Consider the following 23867-nt stretch of genomic DNA (forward strand, 5'->3'; position numbering starts at 1 on the left):
GTGTGAAGGGCCTACGCGGCAGCGGGCGGAGCGCGGCTACGGGCGCCGGGGAAGGTACTTTGCCGGGCATGGCCCAGGCGCGGAGCGGGGGTAAGGGCGGCTATCGGCGGTGGCGTGTCGAGGGCGCCCCAGGACACGTCGCCGGGCAGGGCAGGGCAACTGAACAGCAGGTCGCAGTAGCCGCATTTTGCCCAGAGTGCGTGATGATCGTCGGGGGCTTGAGGGTGATGGGAGTTGCCGTGGTGTGCCGGCATGTCCATGGACATGCCGACGTGATGATTCATCGGCATCGCCTGGGAAATCAGCGGACCGATAAAGATCATCAGCATGGCGAACAGGCTGACCCAGCCGCCGCGTGTCAGGCGGTGGCGTGCAGACAACCCGGCGCGAGGGGCGCCCATCGATCAGCGACCTATTGGGCGTGGTTATGCGCGTGGGGCGGTGCCTTTTGTACCGACACCTGCACCTCGACCCTGCCGGCCTTTTCGAAGGTCAGGGTCAGCGGGAAGTGCTTGCCATCGGCCAACAAACTGCGGTCCTTGAGGCCCAGCAGCATCACGTGATATGCCATGGGCGCGAAGGTCAGCTCGCCGTTGGCCGGCACCGCGACGCTGGTCACTTGCTGCATCTTCATCAGGTCGCCCTGCATCACATGCTCATGCAACTCGGCCTTTTCGGCCACGGGGGTTTCGACACCGAGCAGGCGGTCCGGGGTTTTGCCGTCGTTATGGATCACGAAATACGCTGCGACGGTGGGCGCATTCGGTGGCAGCTCCTGGGACCAGGGGTCGCTGACCAGCAGCTCGCCGGCCTTGTAGTCATCGGCATTGGCGGCGCTGAACACGGGCATCAGCAATGCGGCCAGCAGCAGGGAAGATTTGAGCATGACAGTTCTCCAGAACGGTTTTGAACGCAGTTCACGAGCGAAGCAAATCAGACCGTGGGAGAGGCGCGCGGGTTGAGGCTCGGCCATTGACGGCGCGGGTTTGGGGCGTGTGGCGACGGCGGTGAAAGGCCCTGGGAGGCTTCAAAACGAGCGACGTACAACTGCGGCACATGCCCCGGCAGCGCCACCCATGGCGTCGAGCCCGAGCAGCACCAGCAATGCTGCATCGTGGAGTGATCGTCCTGCTGCGGCGCCGGGATCTCCAACTGGCCCAGGGCGACGGTCTTGAGGCTTGCACCAGTGGACGAACAGAACCCGCCCCAGAACAGCTGCTTGACCGGATCGTGCGCTGGCTGCATCGCATTGGTCAGCGGCATGGCAAACGCATTGAACAGCACTGCAAGACAGGCGATCCAGGCAAGTGCAAAGCGTTGACGGGCCATGGCGGACAAATCCGTGAGGGTAAGCGATCAGGCGGGTATTTAGCCTGAACGGGGTGGATAAGTAAAAAGGGCTGGTGTGGTGGGGTGGCGCAGTGCAATCAGATGGCAGTGGATCGAAATCTTTGAACCTGGTCATGCGTCACTCCGGTTTTTCAAATTCAGCTGCGATGTGTCTCGCGCGTTGTATATCGCGTTTTTGCGTTGATTTATCGCCACCCATCAACAGCAGGTAAATAACTTCATCTATGCGCTTGAAGTACACCCGATATCCAGGACCGTAGTGGATGCGCATTTCTCAGTGAGAGTGGATTGCCTGCAGCACCGCATCCACCGCTGTGAATTCTCGATCCACTCCTGCCAACACTGGCCGCTTCAACACCAGCACCGGCACCCCCAACTCCCGCGCCACTTCCAGCTTCGGCTCGGTGGCCGTGCTGCCACTGTTTTTGCTGATCAGCACATCAATTCGCTGGCGCGCAAACAACTGACGCTCATCCTCCAGCAGAAACGGCCCGCGCGCGCCGATCACTTCGCAGCGCTCATTGCCCGGGTACACCTCCAGCGCGCGCAGGGTCCAGAACTGGTGGTCAGGGATTTCGTCGAGGTGCTGCAACGGCTCGCGGCCCAGGGTGAACAACGGTCGTTTGAACGGTTTCAACGCTTCAACCAACTGCGTCCAGTCACTGACTTCGCGCCAGTCGTCCCCGGGCTGCGGCTGCCAGGCCGGACGCCGCAGCGCCCAGCACGGCACCCCGCAGGCGCGCGCCGCCTGGGCCGCGTTGTGGCTGATCTGCGCCGCATACGGGTGGGTCGCGTCGAGAATCAGGCTGACGCCTTCGGCGCGCACAAACTGCGCCAGGCCGTCCGCACCGCCATAACCGCCCACGCGCACCTGGCAGGTCAGGTCGGTGGGCACGCGCCCAACCCCCGCCAGGCTGTAGATATGCTGCGGCCCCAGCGTCCGCGCGATGGCCAGCGCCTCGGTCACGCCGCCCAGCAGCAAAATCCTGTTCATGACGGCTTGACCATGTCCAGCAGGGTGATCGGCAGCGCCTGGCGCCACGTATCGAATTCCCCCAACGGCTGCGCCTGGGCCACGTGGATGCGCGTGAGTTCGCCGCCATGCCGGGCGCGCCAGTTCATCAGGGTCATTTCGCTTTGCAGAGTTACTGCGTTGGCGACCAGCCGCCCGCCTGGGCGCAATTGCTGCCAGCAGGTTTCCAGCACGCCCTCGCGGGTGACGCCGCCGCCGATGAAGATCGCGTCCGGCGCCGCAAGCCCCGCCAGAACCTCGGGTGCCTTGCCGCGAATCAGTTGCAGGCCCGGCACGCCAAGGGCATCACGGTTGTGTTCGATCAGGCCCTGGCGACCAGTATCTGCTTCAATCGCCAACGCGCGGCAGCTCGGGTGCGTGCGCATCCATTCGATGCCGATGGAGCCACTGCCCGCGCCCACGTCCCACAGCAGTTCGCCGGGCAGCGGCGCGAGGCGCGCGAGGGTCATGGCGCGCACGTCACGCTTGGTCAGTTGACCGTCGTGCCGGAACGCCGAATCCGGCAGGCCGGCAAGGCGTGACAGCCCCGGCGTGTCGCTGCAGGCCTGGCAGTCGATGGCGACCAGGTTCAAATCGGCGACCCGGTCCAGCGTCCACGACTGCGCGAGCCCATCGATGCGCTGCTCATCCGCGCCGCCCAGGTGTTCAAACACGCTCAGTCGGCTCGATCCAAATCCGGCCTGTGCCAGCAACGCGGCGATCAACCCAGGGCTGCTGCCGTCGTTGCTTAACACCAGCAAACGCACGCCGCTGGCCAGATGCGCGTTGAGCGCCGCCAGCGGCCGGGCGACCACGGATAACGTCACCACGTCCTGCAACGGCCAACCCAGCCGCGCCGCCGCCAGCGAGACGGACGACGGCGCCGGCAACACCAGCAGTTCGTCAGCCGGCACCTGCCGCGCCAGGCTGGCGCCCACGCCGTAGAACATCGGATCGCCGCTGGCCAGCACGCACACCGGCTCTCCGCGCCGTGCCAGCACCGGCGCCAGGGAAAACGGGCTCGGCCACACGTGCCGCTCGCCGCGAATACACACCGGCAGCAGGTCCAACTGGCGCTGACCACCTATAATCCGCGTAGCGCGCAACAGGGCGTGCCGGGCGTTTTTGCCCAGCCCCTTGAAGCCGTCTTCACCGATGCCTACAACCGTCAGCCAGGGCGACATATCCATTCCTTGAGCGACATCCGACGGGCAGGCTTTTCATGCCGCCGGACAAAGCAGGCATAATACCGCGCCTTTACCCGTCAACCGGTAGCCCCGTGAACCCATCGCCCGCCCTGAACACCTTGCGCCCCTCGGCTTGTCCGGGGTTGCTGCGTATCGTCCAGGCGCTGGATGGCGGCATCTGCCGGATCAAACTGGCCGGCGGCTCGATCACCGCCACCCAGGCCCACGCCGTGGCGGACGCGGCCCGGGCCTACGCGGGCGGCGTGATCGAGGCGACCAACCGCGCCAACCTGCAGATTCGCGGGATCGGCGCCGAGCAGGACGCCTTGATCGCGGCCCTGCTGGCTGCAGGCCTTGGGCCGAATAATGCGGCGGGTGACGACGTGCGCAACCTGATGCTCAGCCCCAGTGCCGGCATCGACCCGCAGATGCTGTTCGACACCCGCCCGCTGGCCGCGCAGATCCTCGCCACGCTGGAAAACCATCCGCGCTTTCATGAGCTGTCGGCCAAATTCGCCGTGCAACTGGACGGCGGCGAGGCCCTGGCGATGCTCGAACACCCGCACGACGTGTGGTTGTCGGCGTTTGAACGCGGCGGCGATACCTTGCTGGCGTTCGGCCTGGCCGGGTGCCCGGGGCTGGATGCGCCACTGGCGGCCGTGCGTCTTGAGCAGGGGCATGCCCTGGTGGTCGCCGTGCTGGAAGCGTTTCTGGCGCTGGCGACGCCGCAGCAAACACGCATGCGTCATCTGGCTGTGGATAACCTGGTGAGCCGCCTGAGCCTGCCGCTGTTGCCGGCAGATGGCTTCAAACGCGCGGCCAGTAGCGCCTTGCTGCACCTGGGCAGTTATCCACAACGGCAGAAAAACCGGTGCTATGTCGCCGCCGTGGCGCCGTTGGGTCGTCTGGATTCGACGATGCTCAACGGCGCCGCACAACTGGCCAGCGAGCACGGCGACGGCACCTTGCGCTTCACCCCCTGGCAAGGCGTGCTGCTGCCCAACCTCACACAACCTCAAGCGGTGACTGCAGGTTTGGCGCAACTGGGCTTTCTCTGCTCGGCCGACGCCCCCCTGGCCCAGGTGATCGCCTGCACCGGTTCCAGCGGCTGCGCCAAGGGCCTGGCCGACACCAAGGCCGACGCCCTCGGCCTGCCGCCCGGCCATGACGTGCACCTGTCCGGCTGCTCGCGCTCCTGCGCCGCTGCGCACATCGCGCCAGTCACCTTGCTGGCGGTGAGCCGCGGCCACTACGACCTCTATTTTCGCGATGCAGCCCAGCCGGGTTTCGGCCGGCTGCACGCGCGCAACCTTTCCATTGAAGCGGCGGGCGCCGTGCTGCGCGCTCGTCCACGGAGCAACACCGATGATTGATTACATCCGCGACGGTCAGGAGATCTATCGCAACTCCTTCGCCATCATTCGCGCGGAAGCCAACCTGGAGCGCATCCCGGCCGACCTGGAAAAACTCGCGGTGCGGGTGATTCATGCGTGCGGCATGGTCGGCGCCATCGACGGCCTGCAGTTCTCCGAAGGTGCGGGCAAGGCCGGGCGCGCTGCGCTGGCGGCCGGCGCGCCGATCCTGTGTGACGCGCGGATGGTCTCCGAAGGCGTGACCCGCACGCGCCTGCCGGCCAACAATCAGGTGATCTGCACCCTGCGTGACGACAGCGTGCCGCAGTTGGCGCGTGACTTGGGCAACACCCGCTCTGCCGCCGCGCTGGAGCTGTGGCGCCCGCACCTGGAAGGCAGTGTGGTGGTGATCGGCAACGCACCGACCGCGCTGTTTTACCTGCTGGAGATGCTCGATGCCGGCGCGCCGAAACCGGCGCTGATCCTCGGCTTCCCTGTCGGCTTCGTCGGCGCCGCCGAATCCAAGGCGATGCTTGCCGCCGACAGCCGTGGCGTGCCCTTCGTGATCATGCAGGGTCGCCTCGGTGGCAGCGCCATGGCTGCCGCCGCCGTCAATGCGCTTGCCACGGAGGTGGAGTGATGCCGGCACGCGGACGCTTGATCGGCCTGGGCGTCGGCCCCGGCGACCCGGAGCTGATCACCGTGAAGGCCCTGCGCCTGCTGCGCGAATCCCCGGTGGTGGCGTACTTCGTGGCCAGGGGCAAGAAAGGCAACGCGTTCAGCATCATCGAGGACCACCTGGTGCCCCAGCAGACCCTGATGCCGCTGGTGTACCCGGTGACCACCGAAGCGTTGCCGGCGCCGCTGTCCTACGAACAGGTGATCAGCGACTTCTACGACACCGCCAGCCTGCACGTGGCGGCGCATCTGGACGCCGGCCGCGATGTGGCGGTGATCTGCGAGGGTGATCCGTTCTTCTACGGCTCCTACATGTACCTGCACGACCGCCTTGCCGAGCGCTACGAAGCACAGGTCATCCCCGGCGTGTGCTCGATGCTCGGTGGCGCTTCGGTGCTCGGTGCGCCGTTGGTGTACCGCAACCAGAGCCTGTCGGTGCTGTCGGGCGTATTGCCCCATGAAGACCTCAAGCGCCGGCTGGCCGATGCCGACGCGGCGGTGATCATGAAGCTGGGCCGCAATTTCCCCAAGGTGCGCCAGGTGCTGGAAGAGCTCGGGCTCGCTGAGCGTGCGCTGTACGTGGAGCGCGCAACCATGGCCAATCAGAAAATCGTGCCGCTGGACCAGGTGGTGCCGATGTCGTCGCCGTATTTCTCGCTGATCATCGTGCCCGGTGAACGGTGGCAAGGGTGATCGATCCCGCGATTGTCATCCTTGGCCAGGGCAGCCTCGCCACCGCGCGCGCTATCCAGCAGGTGTACCCCGCTGCATTGATCCACGGCCTGGCCGGACGCGTCGACGGCGCGGACGTAAATTACAGCGAATTCGGCGCCACGTTGCGCCAGCTCTACCAGCAGGGCACGCCGCTGATTGCGCTGTGCGCTGCCGGCATTGTGATTCGCACCCTGGCGCCGCTGTTGTTGGAAAAGGGCGAAGAGCCCGCCGTGCTGGCGGTGGCCGAGGACGGCAGTGCGGTGGTGCCGCTGCTCGGTGGCCTGGGCGGTGTGAATGTCATGGCGCGCGAGATCGCGGCGGCGTTGAACGTGGCGGCGGCGATCACCACCAGTGGCGAGCTGCGTTTCGGCACCTGCCTGCTCAACCCGCCCCAGGGTTATGAACTGGGAGACCTGGCGCTGGGCAAGCGCTTTGTCAGCGATCTGCTGGCCGGTGAACGTGTGCGCATCGAAGGGGCGGCGCCATGGTTGAACGAGGCGAATCTGCCCCAGGATCAACAGGCTCATCTGGCGATTCACGTGGGCAGCGCCGCGCGCGCGCCTGCGGCCAATGAACTGCTGATCTACCCGAAAAATGTGAGCGTCACCTGCAAACCGGGCGCGCAGTTGGCCGAGCGGGTGCGCACCGCGCTGCAACAGGCCGGCATCGCGCTGCAATCGCTGGCCTGTCTGTTGGCCAGTGACACGCAGATGGCGGACGCGTCGTTGCACGAAGCCGCAACGCAGTTGGCGGTGCCGCTGCGGTTCGCCAGCGTCAGCGAGGACGCCGATATCGTGATCGATGTTGCCGAGCAGCCGCTGGAGCTGTCCCTGGTCGGTCGCGCGCGTGGTCGTCTCGCAGTGATCGGCCTTGGCCCCGGCGCCGCCGAGTTGATGGTGCCGGCGGTGAAGGCCGAGCTGGCGCGCTGCACCGATGTGCTGGGCTATGAAACCTATGTGCGCATGGCCGGGCCGTTCCGCGACGATCAGGTGCAGCACTGCACCGACAACCGCGAAGAAATGCAGCGCGCACGGCACGCCTTCGAACTGGCCGTGCAAGGCCGTTCGGTGGTGGTGGTGTCGTCCGGCGACCCGGGCGTATTTGCCATGGCCGCGGCTGTACTCGAGGCGCTGCACGAATCCAGTGACCCGGCGTGGCATCAGGTCGACCTGCAGATTTTGCCGGGGGTGTCCGCCTCGCTGGCGACCGCCGCCCAGGCCGGAGCGCCGCTGGGTCATGACTTCTGCGTGATGTCGCTGTCGGACAACCTCAAGCCCTGGTCGATCATCGAAAAACGCCTGGACCTCGCGTCCCAGGCCGACCTGGCGCTGGCGTTCTACAACCCGATCTCCCGCGCACGGCCGTGGCAACTGGGGCGAGCGCTGGACATCGTCGCACAGCACCGCACGCCCGAAACGCCGGTGGTGCTCGGCCGCGATATCGGGCGACCGGGCCAGACCCTGCGCGTCACCACCCTGGGGCAACTCACGCCCGAGCAGGTGGACATGCGCACGATGGTGCTGATCGGCTCGTCCACCACCTGCACATTCCCGCGTGCCGGTGGCGGTGAGTGGGTGTACACGCCGCGCTGGTACGGCGACAAACCCAACGCCTGATACCGTGGGAAAGCTCCGATTGATTCTCGGGTCATACCGGTGGGTGGTCGGGGCTTTTTCTTTTTTCATCGATGAAACAGGCGCGACCTGACGCTGCGCCCGGCAATTGCTGGGCGGCGTGTTGCGGTGCGCGCAGGCAAGGGATAAGTGTCGTCTGGCAAGCGCGCCCGTCACTGGACTAGGGTGGAGGCAGCCCCAATGTGGGGCACTTGTGGAGAGCTGAACATGGAGCGACATCATAGAAGGATCAACAGTACAAAAAGGCGCAAGTTGATTGCGGCCTACAAGCTTCCGGCGGCGTTCGGTGCGCAGGCTTTGTCGGCGCCCGACCCCGACGACGATTCGAACGCGGCGGTGGTCAATAACAGCGTGATCTCGTTTGCCGAGGGCCTGTCCGGCCTGAGCCGCGAATACATTCGCAAAAGTTACTTGCTGGCCAGCAGTTATGTCAGCGATGTGTTGAAGATTCATCGCGGCACCGAGGCGTGGTATGACGAGTTCATCAAGGTGATGATCAGCCTGGGCTGGCTGCCGATGCGCAGCAGCTTCGAGCGGGTCTCCAGCAGCGGCAAGGGCCTGACGGTGCAACTGGCGGTGCTGAACATGATTGCCGCGATGCTCGCCTCGACCGCACTGGCCGGGCCGGTGCTGGCGGCCTTGCCCAAGCTGGCGGCGGATGCGCTGGAGGCCATGAAGCAGCAACCCGCCTCGTTCGAGTTGTTCAAACGCAACAGTACGCTGCGTCAGGGCGGAGACTTTGGCGTGGCGTCGTGCACCGAAGCCAACGGCGAAGTGATGATGGTGCTGGTGACCTACAGCAGCCAGGGCGTGAGCAAACAGGTAGGGCTGCCGTTTCTGGAATGGGACAGTTCCTCGTTCGAGGCCTTCAGCGGGCAGACCTGCCTGGTGCTCAATACCTCGCTGGTCAACGAAAAAACCATCCAGCTGATGCGCGAGAGCGCGGGAGACAAGGTGCAGTCGGCTATCGCCAGATACCGCATCTGAGGCATTTATCAGGCCTGTGGGACCAACGGTGAGAGGGGCAAGCCCTAATGCCGTTCAGTTAAGCGCAGATTCCCTGTGGCGAGCAGGCTTGTCCTGCGTTGGGCTGCGCAGCAGCCCCAAAACCAGACGCTGAGCCGTATCAGGTACACCGCGTTTTGCTTGATTGGGGGCGCTTCGCACCCCAACGCGGGGCAAGCCCGCTCGCCACAGGAATGAGGCTGTCTGAAACTTCAGGTTTTAAAATCAATAAGCTATTTTGTGTTTGATAAGCGCTGGCTTGCCTGCGAAGGCGGTAGTCCAGCAAACATTGATGTTGACTGACCCACCGCGTTCGCGGGCAAGTCGTACCGCCGTTCCCAATCTGCACTTAACTGAACGGCATCAGGGCAAGCCCGCTCGCCACAGCGGCTAGAGTTTGCTGCAAGACAACCCCGTTGACGTCAGGAAGGCGTGTGTTCCGGGCGCTGTTGGCGCTGCGCCACCCAGAACTCCACCAGCTCACGCAACTGCGACAACTCCACCGGCTTGGCCATGTGCCCGTCCATTCCGGCCTGGCGTGCGCGTTCCTTGTGTTCCGAGAGGATATGCGCAGTCAGCGCCACCACCGGCGTGCGGATGCGCTGGTGGCTGACTTCCCACGCGCGCAGTTGCTGGGTGGCGGAGAAGCCATCGAGGATCGGCATTTCGCAGTCCATCAACACCAGATCGTAGCGCTGGGCCTTCATCGCTTGCAGGGCTTCTTCGCCGTTGCTGGCGGTGTCCGGGTTGAGGTTGAGCTTGCCAAGCATGCCGCGAATCACTTTGGTGGAGATGCTGTTGTCCTCGGCCACGAGGATGCGGAAGTCGGCCGGCACGGTAATCGCGGCCGGTGCGCTGAGTTGCGCGCGTGGCTGAGTGTTGCCTTTGTTGCGCTGGGTCAGTTCGTCGGCCAGGGTGGTCTTGAGTGTATAACCGGCCACCGGCTTGGCGAGGATGCGCTTGATCCCGCTGTTGCGCGCGATGATCTTGCTCGGCGCGTTGCTGATGCCGGTGAGCATGATCAGCAGGATGTCGTGGTTCAAGCTCGGGTCTTCCTTGATCTTCGCCGCGAGCTGCATGCCGGTCATGCCGGGCATGTTCTGGTCCAGCAGCACCACGTCGAAGTAATCGCGCAGGTGCGCCTTGGTGCGCAGCAGCGCCAGGGCCTCCTTGCCGGACGACACGGCGCTCACGTTCAGCCCCCAGGCGCTGCATTGCTGCACCAGCACCTTGCGGCAGGTGTCGTTGTCGTCCACCACCAGCACGCGCGCATCCTGCAGCGGGCCGTCGAGGTCGCAGGTCGGGTGTTGCAGGCGCTGCGGGTCCAGCGGCAGGGTCAGCCACAGGGTGCTGCCCTGGTGCGTGCCACTCTTGATGCCGAACTCGCCGTTCATCAACAGGATCAGCTGGCGGGCAATCACCAGGCCCAGGTGGCCGCTCAGGCGCGTGGCCGACACGAAGTTCTTGCTGTGCAGTTCGCTGTGCAGCAAGGCGTCACGTTCGGCGGCATCCATCGGCAGGCCGCTGTCCTGCACGGCAATGCGCAGGCGTGGCTGGGTGTTGCGGTCTTCCAGTGCGATCACGATCAGCACTTCACCTTCGTCGGTTTTCTGCAGGGCGTTTTCCAACAGACTCAGCATTGCCTGGCGCAGGCGCGTGGGGTCGCCGCTGATGACGCGGGGGACCTGAGGCTGGATAAAGCTGATCAGCTCGACGTTCTGCTGTTCGGCCTTGGCGCGGAAGATGCTCAGGCAGTCGTCGATCAGTGCGTTGAGGTCGAACTGCACGTCATCGAGCTCGATCTGCCCGGATTCGAGCTTGGAGATGTCAAGAATCTCGTTGATCAGCGTGAGCAGTTCGTTGCCGGCGCTGTGGATGGTCTGCACATAGTCGCGCTGCTTGACCGACAGCGGCGTGCCCAGCAGCAACTCGGTCATGCCCAGCACGCCGTTCATGGGGGTACGGATTTCATGGCTGATCTTTGCCAGGAACTCGGCCTTGGCGGCGATTTCGGCGTTGCTCGCGGCCAGGTCGCGGCTGAGACTGAAACGGGTTTCGACAATGGCGCGCTGGCGTTCGCCCAGCGCCAGGCTCATCAGCAGACCGCTTAGGCAGATAAAACCGAGCAATGTCACGATCAGCCCCTGCGGCGCCACCAGCGTCAGGCCGAGCAGGGCGGGCAGGATGATCAGTGTGCCGATGTTGAACACCACCATCGCCGCCACGAACAGGCGCGCCGGGCGGTAGCCTTTTTGCCAGTGATAGGCCGAGACGAACAGCATGCTCAGGCCGGCCAGGGCCACCAGGGCGTAGGTGATGATGTTCAGCGGCAGGGTGTTGACGAACAGCAGCAACAGGCCGCAGAGCACGATCACCAGGATATCGGCCATCAACAGCTTGTTCAGCGGGTGCGGGCCCAGCGGCATGAAGAAACGGTAGGCATACATCAGCCCGCAAGGGGCGGTGAGCAGCAGGGCGAGGTAGGCGCCGGGGGTCTGGATCGCGTGCCAGTTGGGCAGCCACGGTCCCACCAGGTTGAGCAGCAGCGCCAGGCTGAGCATCAACAGCACTTCGCAGGCCGCCAGCCACAGGCTGCTGCGCGAGCGGTGATAGGCGAAACGCGTGAGGTTATGCAGGATCAACATCGCCAGTACGCCGAACAGCAGGCCGTAGATCAGCGTCTGGTTCTGGTTGGCGGCGGCCAGTACCGCCGGCTCCAGGGTGATATAGGGGCGCAGTTCGTGTTCCGACACCATGCGCAGGTACACCTCCAGAGGCTTCTGGCTCTGGGGCATCGGCAGCATGAAGTCACTGCTGGGCAGCGGGCGCTCCGATTGCGGCTGGCGGGTGCCGGTGTTCTGCTGTTCGACCAGGGCGTCGCCGTCCAGCACGTACAGGCTCAGGTGCGACAGGTCAGGGGCGAACACCCGCAGCAGTTGCTCGTGCTTGCCGGGTTGCAGCTTGAAGCGTACCCACAGTGCACCGTCCGGCGGAGCAGCGGTGATCCGGTCCAGTTCGGTGGGGCTGAATTGATTGGTGTAGCGCGGGGACCGTATGTCGCTCAGTTGCAGGTCGGCCTGTTCGTCGAGCAATATCGCCCAACCACTGCCTTGTGCGGCCGCCTGGGCCGGGAACAAGCAGAGCAATGTCAGCAGGCTGACAGTGAAACCTATGGCGATCCTGAGCCAGCGCAAGGCGAAATCCCTTCGTAGGTTGGTGCACGGGTGAACTATGCGCGGGGAGGCATGAGTACGGCAAGGGCCGCAGGCCCTCACCTAACCGAACGGATAGCGGTTACGCGTTCTCGCCACGTTCACGGGCAATGGCGCGGTAGCCGATGTCCGTACGGTAAAAACAGCCTTTCCAGTCGATCTTCGCCGCCAGCTTGTACGCCTGTTGCTGCGCGGCGTCGACACTGGCACCCATCGCGGTGGCGCACAATACGCGGCCACCGGCGGTCACGACCTTGCCATCCTTGAGCGCAGTGCCCGCATGGAACACCTTGCCTTCCAGCGTAGCAGCGTCTTCGAGACCTCCAATCACGTCGCCCTTGGCATAGTCGGCGGGATAACCCCCGGCGGCCAGCACAATCCCGACGCTCGGGCGCGGGTCCCACTGCGCTTCAACCTTGTCCAGCGCCTGGGCCAGGGCGGCTTCCACCAGCAGCACCAGGCTGGACTGCAGGCGCAGCATCACCGGCTGGGTTTCCGGGTCGCCGAAGCGGCAGTTGAACTCGATGACTTTCGGGTTGCCGGCCTTGTCGATCATCAGGCCCGCGTACAGGAAACCGGTATAGACGTTGCCTTCGTCGGCCATGCCGCGCACGGTCGGCCAGATCACCAGGTCCATGACGCGCTGATGCACTTCGCTGGTGACCACGGGGGCAGGGGAGTAGGCGCCCATGCCGCCGGTATTCGGACCGCTGTCGCCGTTGCCGACGCGTTTGTGGTCCTGGCTGGTGGCCATCGGCAGCACGTTCTTGCCGTCGACCATCACGATAAAGCTGGCTTCTTCGCCGTCGAGGAACTCTTCGATCACTACCCTGGAACCTGCGTCACCAAAGGCATTGCCGGCGAGCATGTCGCGTACCGCGTCTTCGGCTTCCTGCAGGGTCATGGCGACGATCACGCCTTTACCGGCGGCCAGACCATCGGCCTTGATCACGATGGGCGCGCCTTTTTCCCGCAGGTAAGCCAGGGCCGGCTCGATTTCGGTGAAGTTCTGGTAGTCGGCGGTGGGGATCTTGTGACGCGCCAGGAAATCCTTGGTGAAGGCTTTTGAGCCTTCCAACTGCGCGGCGCCAGCGGTGGGGCCGAAGCAATCCAGGCCACGGCTGCGGAACAGATCCACCACGCCCGCCACCAGCGGTACTTCCGGGCCGACGATGGTCAGCGAAACGTTCTTTTCGGCAAAGTCGGCCAACTGCTCAAGGGCCAGTACGTCGATGGCGACGTTCTCGCACTTGGCTTCAATGGCGGTACCGGCGTTGCCGGGTGCCACGAAGACTTTCTGGACGCGTGGGTCCTGGGCAACTTTCCAGGCCAGGGCGTGTTCACGGCCACCGCTGCCAATGATCAAAACATTCATTTCAAAAACCTCAAATTCTGTAGGCGCTGCAGGAGCGCTTTTAAATGTGGGAGGGGGCTTGCCCCCGATAGCGGTGGTTCAGTAGCACATTAGTTGACTGATGCACCGCCATCGGGAGCAAGCCCCCTCCCACACAAGCCCGCTCCCACATTTCGATCAAGTTGGATCAGTGACGGAAGTGGCGCATGCCGGTGAAGACCATGGCAATGCCGGCCTCATCCGCAGCGGCGATCACTTCAGCATCACGCATCGAGCCGCCCGGCTGGATCACGGCGGTCACGCCTGCCTTGGCGGCGTTATCCAGGCCATCACGGAACGGGAAGAACGCGTCGGAGGCCATCACCGAACCCGCCACCTGCAGACCGGCGTGCTCAGCCTTGATCGCAGCAATGCGCGCCGAGTTCACGCGGCTCATCTGGCCGGCGCCGACACCGATGGTCTGGCGGTTCTTCGCGTAGACGATGGCATTCGATTTAACGTACTTGGCCACTTTCCAGGCGAAGATCAGGTCGTTGATTTCCTGCTCGGTCGGCGCGCGTTGGGTCACGACTTTCAGGTCGTCACTGCCGATCATGCCGATGTCGCGGCTCTGTACCAGCAGGCCGCCATTGACGCGCTTGTAGTCCCAGGCAGCGGCACGCTCGGCCGACCATTCGCCGCAGGCCAGCAGGCGCACGTTGGCTTTGCCTGCCACGATGGCGCGGGCTTCTGCGCTGACGCTTGGGGCGATGATCACTTCGACGAACTGACGCTCGACAATGGCCCTGGCGGTTTCGGCGTCCAGCTCACGGTTGAAGGCAATGATGCCGCCGAAGGCCGACTCGGTGTCGGTGGCGTAGGCCAGTTCGTAGGCCTGGCGAATCCCGCCTTCCGCGTCGGGGCTTACCGCCACGCCGCACGGGTTGGCGTGCTTGACGATCACGCAGGCTGGCTTGACGAAGCTCTTCACGCATTCCAGCGCGGCGTCGGTGTCGGCCACGTTGTTGTAGGACAGCTCTTTACCTTGCAGTTGGGTCGCGGTGGCGATGCCGACTTCGGCAGGCTTGGCTTCCACGTAGAACGCCGCGCTCTGGTGCGGGTTCTCGCCGTAGCGCATTTCCTGAGCCTTGATGAACTGGCTGTTGAAGGTGCGCGGGAATTGACTGCGGTCTTCGGTGCTCAGGGTGTCGGCGGCCTGATTCACAGTGCCCATGTAGTTGGCGATCATGCCGTCGTAGGCCGCAGTGTGTTCGAAGGCCTTGAGCATCAGGTCGAAGCGCTGGGCGTAAGTCAGGCCGCCAGCCTTGAGGCCTTCGAGCACCTGGGCGTAGTCGCCGGCGTTGACCACGATGGCCACGTCTTTGTGGTTCTTGGCCGCCGAACGGACCATGGTCGGGCCGCCGATGTCGATGTTTTCGATGGCGGTCGGCAGGTCGCAGCCGGGCTTGTTGATGGTGGCTTCGAACGGGTAGAGGTTGACGGCCACCAGGTCGATCGGCTTGATGCCGTGCTCGCTCATGATGGCGTCGTCGATACCGCGACGGCCGAGGATACCGCCGTGGATTTTCGGGTGCAGGGTCTTGACCCGACCGTCCATCATTTCTGCGAAACCGGTGTAGTCCGCCACTTCCACTGCGGCCACGCCGTTGTCCTGCAGCAGTTTGAAGGTCCCGCCCGTGGAGAGGATTTCCACGCCCAGGGCTTCCAGCTCCCGGGCAAATTCGAGGATCCCGGTCTTGTCGGAAACACTGATCAAGGCGCGGCGGATCGGCAGGCGGGTAGTCTGGTCGGTCATTTCAATTTCCATCAAAAGCAAAGGAGTCAGCAAAAAAGGCGACCGGTTCTACGCGGGCGCCTTTCTGGTTTGATTGAATGCTTACAGCAAATCGTACTGCTTGAGCTTTTTGCGCAAGGTGCCACGGTTGAGGCCGAGCAGCTCACTGGCTTTGGTCTGGTTACCCTTGACGTAGTTCATCACGCTTTCGAGCAGGGGCGCCTCGACTTCGGAAAGCACCAGGTTGTACACGTCCGTGACGGAAGCGCCCTCAAGGTGGGCGAAATAATTGTGCAGCGCCTTCTCCACACTCCCGCGAAGGGTCTGGCCTTCTTCGCTCGGCGTGTTCAGGTGCTGTTTCAAATTGACGTTGTCGCTCACGGGTGCTGTTCCACTCACTAAAGTCTCGGTCATCATCGTCATGCGGCCACCCATTCTCCGTCCCCTGCTCTCAGGCTCTTGTCTCGCTCGGTAAAGAACTCACGAACGGCGGTGACCTGTGCTTGCGTTTCATCCAAACGATTGAACCCGGCGCGAAACTCCCTGGCGCCTGGCAGGGTTGCGAGATACCAACCCACATGCTTGCGAGCAATACGCACGCCCATCACATCGCCGTAAAACGTGTGAAGGGCCGCCAGATGCTCTAGCAGAATACGTTCCACCTCGGGCAACTCCGGTGCCGGCAATACCTCGCCAGTGCGCAGGAAATGCTCGATCTCACGAAAGATCCATGGCCGCCCCTGGGCGGCCCGGCCAATCAACAGGCCATCGGCGCCGGTGGCGTGCAGCACGCGCCGGGCTTTCTCGGCCGAGTCGATATCGCCATTGGCAAACACCGGCATCGACACCGCCTGCTTGATCGCGGCAATGGTGTCGTACTCGGCAACACCTGTGTACAGATCGGCGCGGGTACGACCATGCACCGCCAGCGCCGTAATGCCTGCCTGTTCAGCGATCTTCGCCACTGTCAGGCCGTTCTTGTTGTCCCGGTCCCAGCCGGTACGGATCTTCAGCGTGACCGGCACATCGACTGCGGCCACAACGGCCTGCAGGATCTCGGCAACCAACTGCTCGTCCTTCAACAGCGCGGATCCGGCGGCCTTGTTGCAGACCTTCTTGGCCGGGCAGCCCATGTTGATATCAATGATCTGTGCACCCAGTTCCACATTGGCCCGGGCCGCGTCCGCCAGCATCTGCGCATCGCCACCGGCGATCTGTACCGAGCGCGGCTCGGGATCACCTTCGTGGATCATGCGCATCCTCGATTTGCGGGTGTTCCACAAGCTCATGTCGCTGGTGACCATTTCCGAGACTACAAGACCCGCACCCAAACGTTTGCACAGCTGACGAAAGGGCTGGTCGGTGACGCCCGCCATCGGGGCGAGGATCAAGCCGTTCTGCAATGTGTATGGGCCGATGCGTACCGCCGACATAGGACTTCCCTGTAGTGGGGCCGGATCATTAGAGTTCGAAAAAGGGTTGGCATGATACCCGCTCTCGATGACTGGATAAAGGCTGAATTGGATAAAATCTGAACAGTTATTTCTTTATCGCCGTCGGTTCGGTAACCGGCGATTCTGGCAGGTATCTGCCACCAAAGCCCCGCAGAGCGGGCCGTTTCACTCGGGCGAATGAAAGCTCAGGCTGTAATTTACGGCTTTGTTGCCGGGGTCGAGGATATCCAGCGAGATGTGGATCGGCGTTTGTGATGGCATTTCGCTCACTCCGGCCAGCTCGCCGCTCAGGTATTCGGCGGGCTTGAAGCGACGACTGGCGATCAGGCCGCCGTTCATGTCGGCAAAACGCAGTTCCAGCAAGGGAAAGGGCTGGGAGAACGCCGCACGATTGTAGATGATCGCATCCACCACCAGCGCCCCGGCGAACTCAGGGTGGCTGCGCACCACTAGGTTGCTGCTCTTGATGTGCGCAATATCGACCCGCGATGGCACCTTGCAGCCAAGCACCGGGCACACTTGCTGGAACCACGGGCGGTAGGCGTCCTGGCGCGCGAGGTCGTCGAACTGGTAGGCGATGAACTGACCGGCGAGGCCGGCAGCGGCGATCAGCACCAGCAGAATCCACAGCAGGCGACGTCCCGGTGTCGATGCGCGTTTCTGCGCGTACAAGTGCAGCGGGTCGTCTTCCAGGTCCAGCAGTTGCTCGTCGTGAACACGGGTTTCGGCGCGCGGGCGCTTGCGGCGCAGCGGCGGGCGTTGTTCCTGCGGCTCGGCCGCGTGGGTCAGGAGTGTGAACGGTGGGTCGGGATTTTCATCATCCAGGGCGGGTTCGTCGTCGAGGGCTTCGGCGCGCCGCGACATCGACGGTTCGGTGCGCTGCCGGCCACTGCTCGGCTCCGCGGGCTCGTCGACAACCGGGGCGCGTTCCTGCGGCGGCTCGCTGAACAGGCTGGCGGCCCATTTTTCTTCCTCGGCCTTCACGGTGTTGCGGCTGGCGCTGAGGGCATCGTCCTTTTGGCGACGGTCGGAGCCGGCGTGACGACGCTCCGCGCCCAGCGGTTTTTCGCGCAGCTCCAGCTTGGCCAGCTCTTCGTCCAGGTCCAGGTTGTCCAGGTCCAGCTCTTCAGCGTTCCACTGTTTCTGGCTGATGGCGCGCGGTGATTCGGGCGTCGGTTCAACGGCCACCGGCAGGTCGGCGTCGCCCGCCTCGGCGCGCTGCTCGAGCAGTTGGCGCAGGGCGTTGAAGACCTGAAGGCACGATCCGCAACGCACCACGCCGCGAGCCGCGCTCAATTGAGCGTGGTTGACGCGAAAGCGCGATTGGCAATGCGGGCACTGGGTGACGAAACTGTCGGTCATGCGGCCATCCGATTCAGGCAAGCGCTCATTCTAGCGCCGACGCCCGCTGATGCGTACCCAGCCATCGCGGTTGGCGATCGGATCCAGCTCAAAATCCTTCGCGTAGGCGGCGGCAACGTCTTCGCCCTGCTCGGCGAGGATACCTGACAGCGCCAGGCGCCCGCCCGGTTTGACCAGGCTCGACAACTGCGGCGCCAGGGCAACCAGCGGCCCGGCGAGGATATTGGCCACCAGCACATCGGCCTGCACCTGCGGCAGGTCCTGGGGCAGGTACAGCGGGAATTTGCCTTCGGCAATGTGGTTGCGTCCGGCGTTGTCGCGCGACGCTTCCAGTGCCTGCACATCGATATCGGTGCCCACGGCCTCCCTGGCGCCCAGCAACAGTGCGGCAATGGCCAGGATCCCCGAGCCACAGCCGAAGTCCAGCACATTGCAATCGGTCAGGTCCTGGCCGTCCAGCCATTCCAGGCATAGCGCGGTGGTGGGGTGGGTGCCGGTGCCGAATGCCAGACCCGGGTCCAGCAGCAGGTTGACTGCATCGGGTTCAGGCGCGGCATGCCAGCTCGGCACGATCCACAGGCGCTGGCCGAAGCGCATCGGCTGGAAGTTGTCCATCCAGCTGCGCTCCCAGTCCTGGTCTTCGATCACTTCGCTGTGATGCTCGGGCAGCGGGCTGCCGGTGAGCAGCTGCATATGGGCCAGCACGGTGGCGGCATCGGTGCCGTCTTCGAACAGCGCCAGCAAATGGGTGTGGGACCACAGCGGGGTGGTATTGAGTTCGGGTTCGAAGATCGGCTGGTCTTCGGCGTCCATGAAGGTCACCGACACGGCACCCACTTCGAGGAACGCGTCTTCGTAGGTTTCGGCTTGTTCTGGGCTGATGGCGAGACGGACTTGCAGCCAAGGCATGGCGGGCACCTTTGGAAAAATGAGTGTGCAGCGGGGAGGGGGCTGCGAAAGCGCGCAAGTTTACGCGAGCAGCGGGCTTGTGGCGAGCGGGCTTGCCCCGCGTTGGGGCGCGAAGCGGCCCTGAAATCGGCACTCTCGGTTAGGCAGGCAAACCGGGAATGCCCTATTGGGAGTGCTTCGCACTCCAACGCGGGGCAAGCCCGCTCGGCACAGGTATTTTGCCAACCCTCAAAAACAACAAAGCCGCCCGAAGGCGGCTTTGTTGGTTGGAGCTCTTACTGGTTGGCCAGCTTGTGTTCCAGGTAGTGAATGTTCACACCACCTTCGCAGAAGCCTTCATCGCGCACCAGATCCCGATGCAGCGGGATGTTGGTCTTGATGCCGTCGACCACGATTTCGTCCAGAGCGTTACGCATGCGGGCCATGGCCTCGTCGCGGGTGGCACCCCAGGTGATCAGCTTGCCGATCAGCGAGTCGTAGTTGGACGGAACCTTGTAGCCGCTGTACAGGTGCGAATCCACACGTACGCCGTTGCCGCCGGGCGCGTGGAAATGCTTGACCAGGCCAGGGCTTGGGATAAAGGTTTTCGGGTCTTCGGCGTTGATCCGGCACTCCAGCGAGTGACCGTGCATCTTCACGTCGTCCTGGGTGAAGGACAGCACGTTGCCGGCGGCGATGCTCAGCATCTCCTTGACGATATCGATACCGGTGACCATCTCCGACACCGGGTGCTCTACCTGCACACGCGTGTTCATCTCGATGAAGTAGAAGCGGCCGTTCTCGTAGAGGAACTCGAAAGTACCGGCGCCACGGTAGTTGATGTCGATGCACGCCTTGACGCAGCGAGCCAGTACTTCCTGGCGGGCTTTTTCGTCCAGGCCGGGTGCCGGGGCTTCTTCCAGTACCTTCTGGTGACGACGTTGCAGCGAGCAATCGCGGTCGCCCAGGTGGATGGCGTGGCCCTGGCCGTCGGACAGTACCTGCACTTCCACGTGACGTGGGTTGGTGAGGTACTTCTCCAGGTAGACCATCGGGTTGCCGAACCAGGCGCCTGCTTCGGAGCGGGTCTGCTTGGCGGCTTCGATCAGGTCTTCTTCCTTGTGCACCACGCGCATGCCGCGACCACCACCGCCACCGGCGGCCTTGATGATCACCGGGTAACCGACTTCGCGACCAATGCGCAGGGCGGTTTCCTCGTCTTCCGGCAGCGGGCCGTCGGAGCCTGGAACGGTTGGCACGCCAGCGGCGATCATCGCGTCCTTGGCCGAGACCTTGTCGCCCATCAGGCGAATGGTGTCGGCTTTCGGGCCAATGAAGGCAAACCCGGATTTTTCCACCTGTTCGGCGAAGTCGGCGTTTTCCGCAAGGAAGCCGTAGCCCGGGTGGATGCCATCAGCGCCGGTCACTTCAGCGGCCGCGATGATGTTCGAGACTTTCAGGTACGAGTTCGTGGCCAGCGGCGGGCCGATGCAGATGCTTTCGTCCGCCAGTTTCACGTGCATCAATTCGGTATCGGCCGTCGAGTAAACAGCGACGGTCTTGATGCCCTCTTCCTTACAGGCGCGCAGGATACGCAGCGCGATCTCGCCGCGGTTGGCGATCAGGACTTTTTGCAGTTTCTTCGCAGGTTTCAACATCGAAGGCGCTCCGCGGTTCAAACGATGGTGAACAGCGGCTGGTCGTACTCAACCGGCTGACCGTTTTCTACCAGGATGGATTCAATGACGCCGGCTTTTTCAGCGGTGATGTGGTTCATCATCTTCATCGCTTCAACGATGCAGATGGTGTCGCCCACTTTCACGGTCTTGCCGACTTCAACGAAGGCTGGCGAGGTCGGTGCCGGGGTGCGGTAGAAGGTACCGACCATTGGCGACTTGACCACGAAGCCGTTCAGCACAGGCTCTGCCGGTGCGGCAGGCGCAGCGGCAGCAGGTGCGGCGGCCGGAGCAGCAGCGGCCGGAGCCGGCGCTTGCATTTGCGGCGCGTAGAACTGTTGGGCCGGGGTCTTGCTGTGACGGCTGATCCGTACGGACTCTTCGCCTTCCTTGATTTCCAGCTCGTCGATACCGGATTCTTCCAGCAGTTCGATCAGTTTCTTGACTTTACGGATATCCATGAATCATCAACTCCCAAGGGTCGGTCAGGGGCGCTTGGCCGGTTGTTCAAGTTGTTCCAGGGCGGCCTCCAGGGCCAGCCGGTAACCGCTGGCGCCAAGGCCGCAGATCACACCTACCGCTACATCGGAGAAGTAGGAGTGATGGCGGAAAGCTTCGCGTTTGTGCACGTTCGACAAATGCACTTCGATGAATGGGATGCTCACCGCCAGCAGCGCGTCACGTAATGCAACACTTGTGTGCGTAAAAGCGGCGGGATTGATCAGGATAAAATCCACGCCTTCGCCACGCGCGGCATGGATGCGATCAATCAGTTCGTACTCGGCGTTGCTTTGCAGGTAGAGCAAATGGTGGCCGGCTTCACGGGCCCTGCGTTCCAGGTCGAGGTTGATCTGGTCCAGGGTGACTGCCCCGTAGACGCCCGGTTCGCGGGTGCCAAGCAGGTTCAGGTTGGGTCCGTGAAGAACCAGAAAGGTCGCCATCGGCTGTTCCTTGTTATTGATGTGGGTACGGCAGAACCCGGCGACTATGCCGCAAAGCCTTTGTGACTGTCCAGTTCTATGCAGTAGGCAGCACGATTAGCGAGGATAGCGAAAAATTTGTGACTAAGAGCTTGATTCCAGTCATCGGTAACATTGTCTCCAATTCTGTGGAGATCACATTGGGGGAGGGGCTTGCCCCCGATAGGGGTGTATCAGCTACAGATACTGAGACTGACACACTGCAATCGGGGGCAAGCCCCCTGCCACCTTTTGACCTCCATTGAGTTTTGGATCAGCAGTGGGCAGGTTAGACGCGGAAGGCTTTGACCGCCGTGTTCAGTTGCCCGCCGAGCACCAGCAAGTGCTCGCCCTGGCTGCGGCCCTGGCCGATACGCAGCAGATTGTCCTCACCCAGTTGGTGAATCCGCTCGCTGTTGTCGCGTATCTCGCTCACCGCGCCACTTTGCTGTGCGGTCACGTCGGCAATGCGCACCGCCGTCCCGGAAATGGTCTGGATCGCCTCGACGATCTCATCCAGTGCTCCATCCGCCGCCTGGGCTTGCTGGGCGGTGGCCTCGGCGTGTTCGACCTGCGCGCGCATGCCTTGCACCGACTGATGGGCAGCGGTCTGCAGGCCGGCAATCAGGCTCTGGATCTCAGCAGTGGCGCCGGCGGTGCGCTGGGCCAGCGAGCGCACTTCGTCGGCGACCACGGCAAACCCGCGCCCGGCCTCACCCGCGCGCGCGGCTTCGATGGCCGCGTTGAGCGCCAGCAGGTTGGTCTGGTCGGCAATCGAGCGGATCACCGTGAGCACGCCGCCGATGGTGGCCGATTCTTCCGCGAGTTTCTCGATCATCTGCGCGTTCTGCTGTACCTCGTCCACCAGCGCATGCAGCCCGGTCAGGCTCAGGCCGATCACGCGCTGGCCCTGTTCCACCGCCTGGCCGGCGCTGCGACTGGCGCCGGCGGCCTGGCTGGCATCGTCGGCGACCTGCTGGATGGTTGCCTCCAGTTCGCCCAGCGAATCGCGAATCTGCGCGGTGTCCCCGGCCTGGCGTTCGGCGCCGTCGTGCAGGCCGCTGCTCAGCTCGGCCAGGGTGCGGCTGGTGCCGGCCACCGCTTCGGCATTGCCGCGAATGGTGCCCACCAGCTCCACCAAGTACGTGCGCAGACGGTTGAGAGACGCTTCGATGTCATGCAGTTCGCGGTTGGTCCTGCCCAAGGCAATCGGCTGACTGAAGTCGCCTTCGGCCCAGGTCGACAGGGCCGGTGCCAGGCTGGTCAGCTTGCGCGCCAGATGCCGTTGCAGGGTGTCGATCAGCAGCGCAATCAGCAGGATCAGGCCGATCATCAGCCCTTGCATCAGGCGCACCTCGCCCTGGATCTTGCCGTGCTGGGCGCGCACCACCGGTTCCAGCCCGGCAATGGCCTGCTGCACCGCGGCGATTTTCAGGTGGGTGGCGGCGCTGAGGTCGGTGCGTTGCTGGATCTGTTCGCGGGTGCGCTTGAGTTCGGCGGGGTAGCGGGTGAGCAGGCTGTTGAGTTCACGCTTGAGGTCGACGCCGGTGTCCTGGGTTTCGGTCTTCGTGGTGTTTTCCAAACCCATCAGCGCTGAAAAATCGTCGGTATTGGAGTCGGCGCTGGCCTTGACGCCCAGCAGCGGCAGGTGTTCCAGCACCTCGGCCTGGGTGCGCATATTGCCGACTTCGCGCTCCACATCGTCGGCCAGTTCCGCGCGCCCGCTGCTCACCAATTTGTCGCGGGTCAGGGATAACCGGCCCAGGTGTTGCGACGCTGCCAGCAGCGGCGGCAGGTAGCGTGCGGCATCTGCCGAGTTTATGCCGCTGGCGTACTGGCTGAGCTGGTCAAGGTTGGCGCCCAATTCGCGCTCGGCTTGCAGCAACAGCGCCTGCGGGTCGCCGGCCAGTTTGCCGGCGGCCAGCAGCTCGGTTCTGCTGAAGGCTTCCAGGTTGGTCAGGCTGGGGCGCAGGTTTTGCGCAAGCTCGGCGGGCAATTCGTCGAGCTGTTGCAACAGGGTTTCCAGGCTCTGGCTGGCGCTGCTCAGGCGCAGGGCATCACCGCTGGCCAGGTAGTCGTCGATATTGCGCGCGGCCTGGTTCTGGAACGTCTGTGACAGGCCCAGGTAACGCTCCATGAGCAAATAGGGACGCTCCAGCGCGCGTTGCGACCACCACAGCGTCGCTCCCAGCGCCAGGCACACGGCCACCAGCAGCAGGGTATTAAGATTGGTCAGCAGCTTCAGGCGCATGCGGG

Annotated in this window: 21 protein-coding genes and 1 pseudogene; 5 read left to right on the forward strand and 17 right to left on the reverse strand. The window is 63.7% G+C overall.

Features of this window, described 5'->3' with window-relative positions:
- Positions 1–11 precede the first annotated feature (11 nt).
- From RHM60_RS19480 to cbiE, 6 genes and pseudogenes are all read right to left on the reverse strand, one after another.
- Complete coding sequence (locus RHM60_RS19480) at positions 12–401, reverse strand: DUF2946 domain-containing protein (RefSeq protein WP_322212529.1); 390 nt, start codon at positions 399–401, stop codon at positions 12–14.
- A gap of 11 nt (positions 402–412) precedes the next feature.
- A complete protein-coding gene (locus tag RHM60_RS19485) occupies positions 413–886 on the reverse strand; it encodes a copper chaperone PCu(A)C (RefSeq protein ID WP_322212530.1) in 474 nt (157 codons plus the stop codon).
- A 47-nt stretch (positions 887–933) separates the two neighbouring features.
- Positions 934–1329 carry a DUF2946 domain-containing protein gene (locus RHM60_RS19490; protein WP_322212531.1) on the reverse strand — a complete coding sequence of 132 codons (396 nt, stop codon included), beginning with the start codon at positions 1327–1329 and terminating at the stop codon, positions 934–936.
- Positions 1330–1468: 139 nt separating this feature from the next.
- Positions 1469–1624, reverse strand: a pseudogene (locus RHM60_RS19495) (type II toxin-antitoxin system RelE/ParE family toxin); the annotation flags it as partial.
- On the reverse strand, positions 1625–2344 hold the full coding sequence (locus RHM60_RS19500; protein WP_231422425.1) for a cobalt-precorrin-6A reductase: 720 nt from the start codon (positions 2342–2344) through the stop codon (positions 1625–1627).
- Positions 2341–3546, reverse strand: coding sequence for a precorrin-6y C5,15-methyltransferase (decarboxylating) subunit CbiE (gene cbiE / locus RHM60_RS19505; protein ID WP_322212532.1), 1206 nt, complete (start codon positions 3544–3546; stop codon positions 2341–2343). Before cbiE ends, RHM60_RS19500 begins: the two co-directional genes overlap by 4 nt.
- 38 nt (positions 3547–3584) lie before the next feature.
- Between cbiE and cobG the strand changes: the two genes are divergently transcribed.
- The 5 genes from cobG to RHM60_RS19530 all read left to right on the forward strand — a co-directional run bounded on the left by cobG (position 3585) and on the right by RHM60_RS19530 (position 8914).
- A complete protein-coding gene (cobG, locus tag RHM60_RS19510; protein WP_322212533.1) occupies positions 3585–4922 on the forward strand; it encodes a precorrin-3B synthase in 1338 nt (445 codons plus the stop codon).
- A complete protein-coding gene (locus RHM60_RS19515; protein ID WP_322212534.1) occupies positions 4915–5541 on the forward strand; it encodes a precorrin-8X methylmutase in 627 nt (208 codons plus the stop codon). Before cobG ends, RHM60_RS19515 begins: the two co-directional genes overlap by 8 nt.
- A complete protein-coding gene (locus RHM60_RS19520; RefSeq protein WP_209988079.1) occupies positions 5541–6272 on the forward strand; it encodes a precorrin-2 C(20)-methyltransferase in 732 nt (243 codons plus the stop codon). The genes RHM60_RS19515 and RHM60_RS19520 overlap by 1 nt, the downstream gene beginning before the upstream one ends.
- Positions 6272–7909, forward strand: a complete 1638-nt coding sequence (cobJ, locus tag RHM60_RS19525; protein ID WP_231422454.1) for a precorrin-3B C(17)-methyltransferase — start codon at positions 6272–6274, stop codon at positions 7907–7909. Before RHM60_RS19520 ends, cobJ begins: the two co-directional genes overlap by 1 nt.
- Before the next feature lie 225 nt (positions 7910–8134).
- A complete protein-coding gene (locus RHM60_RS19530; RefSeq protein ID WP_209988080.1) occupies positions 8135–8914 on the forward strand; it encodes a hypothetical protein in 780 nt (259 codons plus the stop codon).
- Positions 8915–9354: 440 nt separating this feature from the next.
- Here the strand turns inward: RHM60_RS19530 and RHM60_RS19535 are convergent, their stop codons facing one another.
- The 11 genes from RHM60_RS19535 to RHM60_RS19585 all read right to left on the reverse strand — a co-directional run bounded on the left by RHM60_RS19535 (position 9355) and on the right by RHM60_RS19585 (position 23862).
- On the reverse strand, positions 9355–12126 hold the full coding sequence (locus RHM60_RS19535) for a hybrid sensor histidine kinase/response regulator (RefSeq protein WP_209988082.1): 2772 nt from the start codon (positions 12124–12126) through the stop codon (positions 9355–9357).
- Positions 12127–12226: 100 nt separating this feature from the next.
- On the reverse strand, positions 12227–13519 hold the full coding sequence (gene purD, locus RHM60_RS19540; RefSeq protein WP_209988085.1) for a phosphoribosylamine--glycine ligase: 1293 nt from the start codon (positions 13517–13519) through the stop codon (positions 12227–12229).
- 166 nt (positions 13520–13685) lie between these two features.
- Positions 13686–15293 carry a bifunctional phosphoribosylaminoimidazolecarboxamide formyltransferase/IMP cyclohydrolase gene (gene purH, locus RHM60_RS19545; protein ID WP_322212535.1) on the reverse strand — a complete coding sequence of 536 codons (1608 nt, stop codon included), beginning with the start codon at positions 15291–15293 and terminating at the stop codon, positions 13686–13688.
- 81 nt (positions 15294–15374) lie between these two features.
- Positions 15375–15695 carry a DNA-binding transcriptional regulator Fis gene (gene fis / locus RHM60_RS19550; RefSeq protein ID WP_003221275.1) on the reverse strand — a complete coding sequence of 107 codons (321 nt, stop codon included), beginning with the start codon at positions 15693–15695 and terminating at the stop codon, positions 15375–15377.
- Positions 15692–16705, reverse strand: coding sequence for a tRNA dihydrouridine synthase DusB (gene dusB, locus RHM60_RS19555; protein WP_231422431.1), 1014 nt, complete (start codon positions 16703–16705; stop codon positions 15692–15694). The genes fis and dusB overlap by 4 nt, the downstream gene beginning before the upstream one ends.
- A gap of 186 nt (positions 16706–16891) precedes the next feature.
- Positions 16892–18088, reverse strand: a complete 1197-nt coding sequence (locus RHM60_RS19560; RefSeq protein WP_231422432.1) for a DUF3426 domain-containing protein — start codon at positions 18086–18088, stop codon at positions 16892–16894.
- Positions 18089–18118: 30 nt separating this feature from the next.
- The gene (gene prmA, locus RHM60_RS19565; protein ID WP_322212536.1) at positions 18119–18997 is read right to left on the reverse strand and encodes a 50S ribosomal protein L11 methyltransferase; all 879 of its coding nucleotides are present in this window, start codon (positions 18995–18997) and stop codon (positions 18119–18121) included.
- 275 nt (positions 18998–19272) lie between these two features.
- Positions 19273–20634 carry an acetyl-CoA carboxylase biotin carboxylase subunit gene (gene accC / locus RHM60_RS19570; protein WP_046033970.1) on the reverse strand — a complete coding sequence of 454 codons (1362 nt, stop codon included), beginning with the start codon at positions 20632–20634 and terminating at the stop codon, positions 19273–19275.
- Between the two features lie 17 nt (positions 20635–20651).
- Positions 20652–21113, reverse strand: coding sequence for an acetyl-CoA carboxylase biotin carboxyl carrier protein (gene accB / locus RHM60_RS19575; protein ID WP_015373672.1), 462 nt, complete (start codon positions 21111–21113; stop codon positions 20652–20654).
- Between the two features lie 24 nt (positions 21114–21137).
- On the reverse strand, positions 21138–21593 hold the full coding sequence (aroQ, locus tag RHM60_RS19580) for a type II 3-dehydroquinate dehydratase (protein ID WP_015373673.1): 456 nt from the start codon (positions 21591–21593) through the stop codon (positions 21138–21140).
- A gap of 307 nt (positions 21594–21900) precedes the next feature.
- On the reverse strand, positions 21901–23862 hold the full coding sequence (locus tag RHM60_RS19585; RefSeq protein WP_322212539.1) for a methyl-accepting chemotaxis protein: 1962 nt from the start codon (positions 23860–23862) through the stop codon (positions 21901–21903).
- Positions 23863–23867 lie beyond the last annotated feature (5 nt).

Origin of the sequence: Pseudomonas sp. MH9.3, from assembly GCF_034354675.1 — a bacterium.
In the GTDB taxonomy this organism is placed as follows: domain Bacteria; phylum Pseudomonadota; class Gammaproteobacteria; order Pseudomonadales; family Pseudomonadaceae; genus Aquipseudomonas.

What these genes read in the sequence shown, in the direction of transcription:
- RHM60_RS19480 (WP_322212529.1), bottom strand. Translation starts at nt 401, where the DNA reads ATGGGCGCCCCTCGCGCCGGGTTGTCTGCACGCCACCGCCTGACACGC.
- RHM60_RS19485 (WP_322212530.1), bottom strand. Translation starts at nt 886, where the DNA reads ATGCTCAAATCTTCCCTGCTGCTGGCCGCATTGCTGATGCCCGTGTTC.
- RHM60_RS19490 (WP_322212531.1), bottom strand. Translation starts at nt 1,329, where the DNA reads ATGGCCCGTCAACGCTTTGCACTTGCCTGGATCGCCTGTCTTGCAGTG.
- RHM60_RS19500 (WP_231422425.1), bottom strand. Translation starts at nt 2,344, where the DNA reads ATGAACAGGATTTTGCTGCTGGGCGGCGTGACCGAGGCGCTGGCCATC.
- cbiE (WP_322212532.1), bottom strand. Translation starts at nt 3,546, where the DNA reads ATGTCGCCCTGGCTGACGGTTGTAGGCATCGGTGAAGACGGCTTCAAG.
- cobG (WP_322212533.1), top strand. Translation starts at nt 3,585, where the DNA reads ATGCCGCCGGACAAAGCAGGCATAATACCGCGCCTTTACCCGTCAACC.
- RHM60_RS19515 (WP_322212534.1), top strand. Translation starts at nt 4,915, where the DNA reads ATGATTGATTACATCCGCGACGGTCAGGAGATCTATCGCAACTCCTTC.
- RHM60_RS19520 (WP_209988079.1), top strand. Translation starts at nt 5,541, where the DNA reads ATGCCGGCACGCGGACGCTTGATCGGCCTGGGCGTCGGCCCCGGCGAC.
- RHM60_RS19530 (WP_209988080.1), top strand. Translation starts at nt 8,135, where the DNA reads ATGGAGCGACATCATAGAAGGATCAACAGTACAAAAAGGCGCAAGTTG.
- purD (WP_209988085.1), bottom strand. Translation starts at nt 13,519, where the DNA reads ATGAATGTTTTGATCATTGGCAGCGGTGGCCGTGAACACGCCCTGGCC.
- purH (WP_322212535.1), bottom strand. Translation starts at nt 15,293, where the DNA reads ATGACCGACCAGACTACCCGCCTGCCGATCCGCCGCGCCTTGATCAGT.
- fis (WP_003221275.1), bottom strand. Translation starts at nt 15,695, where the DNA reads ATGACGATGATGACCGAGACTTTAGTGAGTGGAACAGCACCCGTGAGC.
- dusB (WP_231422431.1), bottom strand. Translation starts at nt 16,705, where the DNA reads ATGTCGGCGGTACGCATCGGCCCATACACATTGCAGAACGGCTTGATC.
- RHM60_RS19560 (WP_231422432.1), bottom strand. Translation starts at nt 18,088, where the DNA reads ATGACCGACAGTTTCGTCACCCAGTGCCCGCATTGCCAATCGCGCTTT.
- prmA (WP_322212536.1), bottom strand. Translation starts at nt 18,997, where the DNA reads ATGCCTTGGCTGCAAGTCCGTCTCGCCATCAGCCCAGAACAAGCCGAA.
- accC (WP_046033970.1), bottom strand. Translation starts at nt 20,634, where the DNA reads ATGTTGAAACCTGCGAAGAAACTGCAAAAAGTCCTGATCGCCAACCGC.
- accB (WP_015373672.1), bottom strand. Translation starts at nt 21,113, where the DNA reads ATGGATATCCGTAAAGTCAAGAAACTGATCGAACTGCTGGAAGAATCC.
- aroQ (WP_015373673.1), bottom strand. Translation starts at nt 21,593, where the DNA reads ATGGCGACCTTTCTGGTTCTTCACGGACCCAACCTGAACCTGCTTGGC.
- RHM60_RS19585 (WP_322212539.1), bottom strand. Translation starts at nt 23,862, where the DNA reads ATGCGCCTGAAGCTGCTGACCAATCTTAATACCCTGCTGCTGGTGGCC.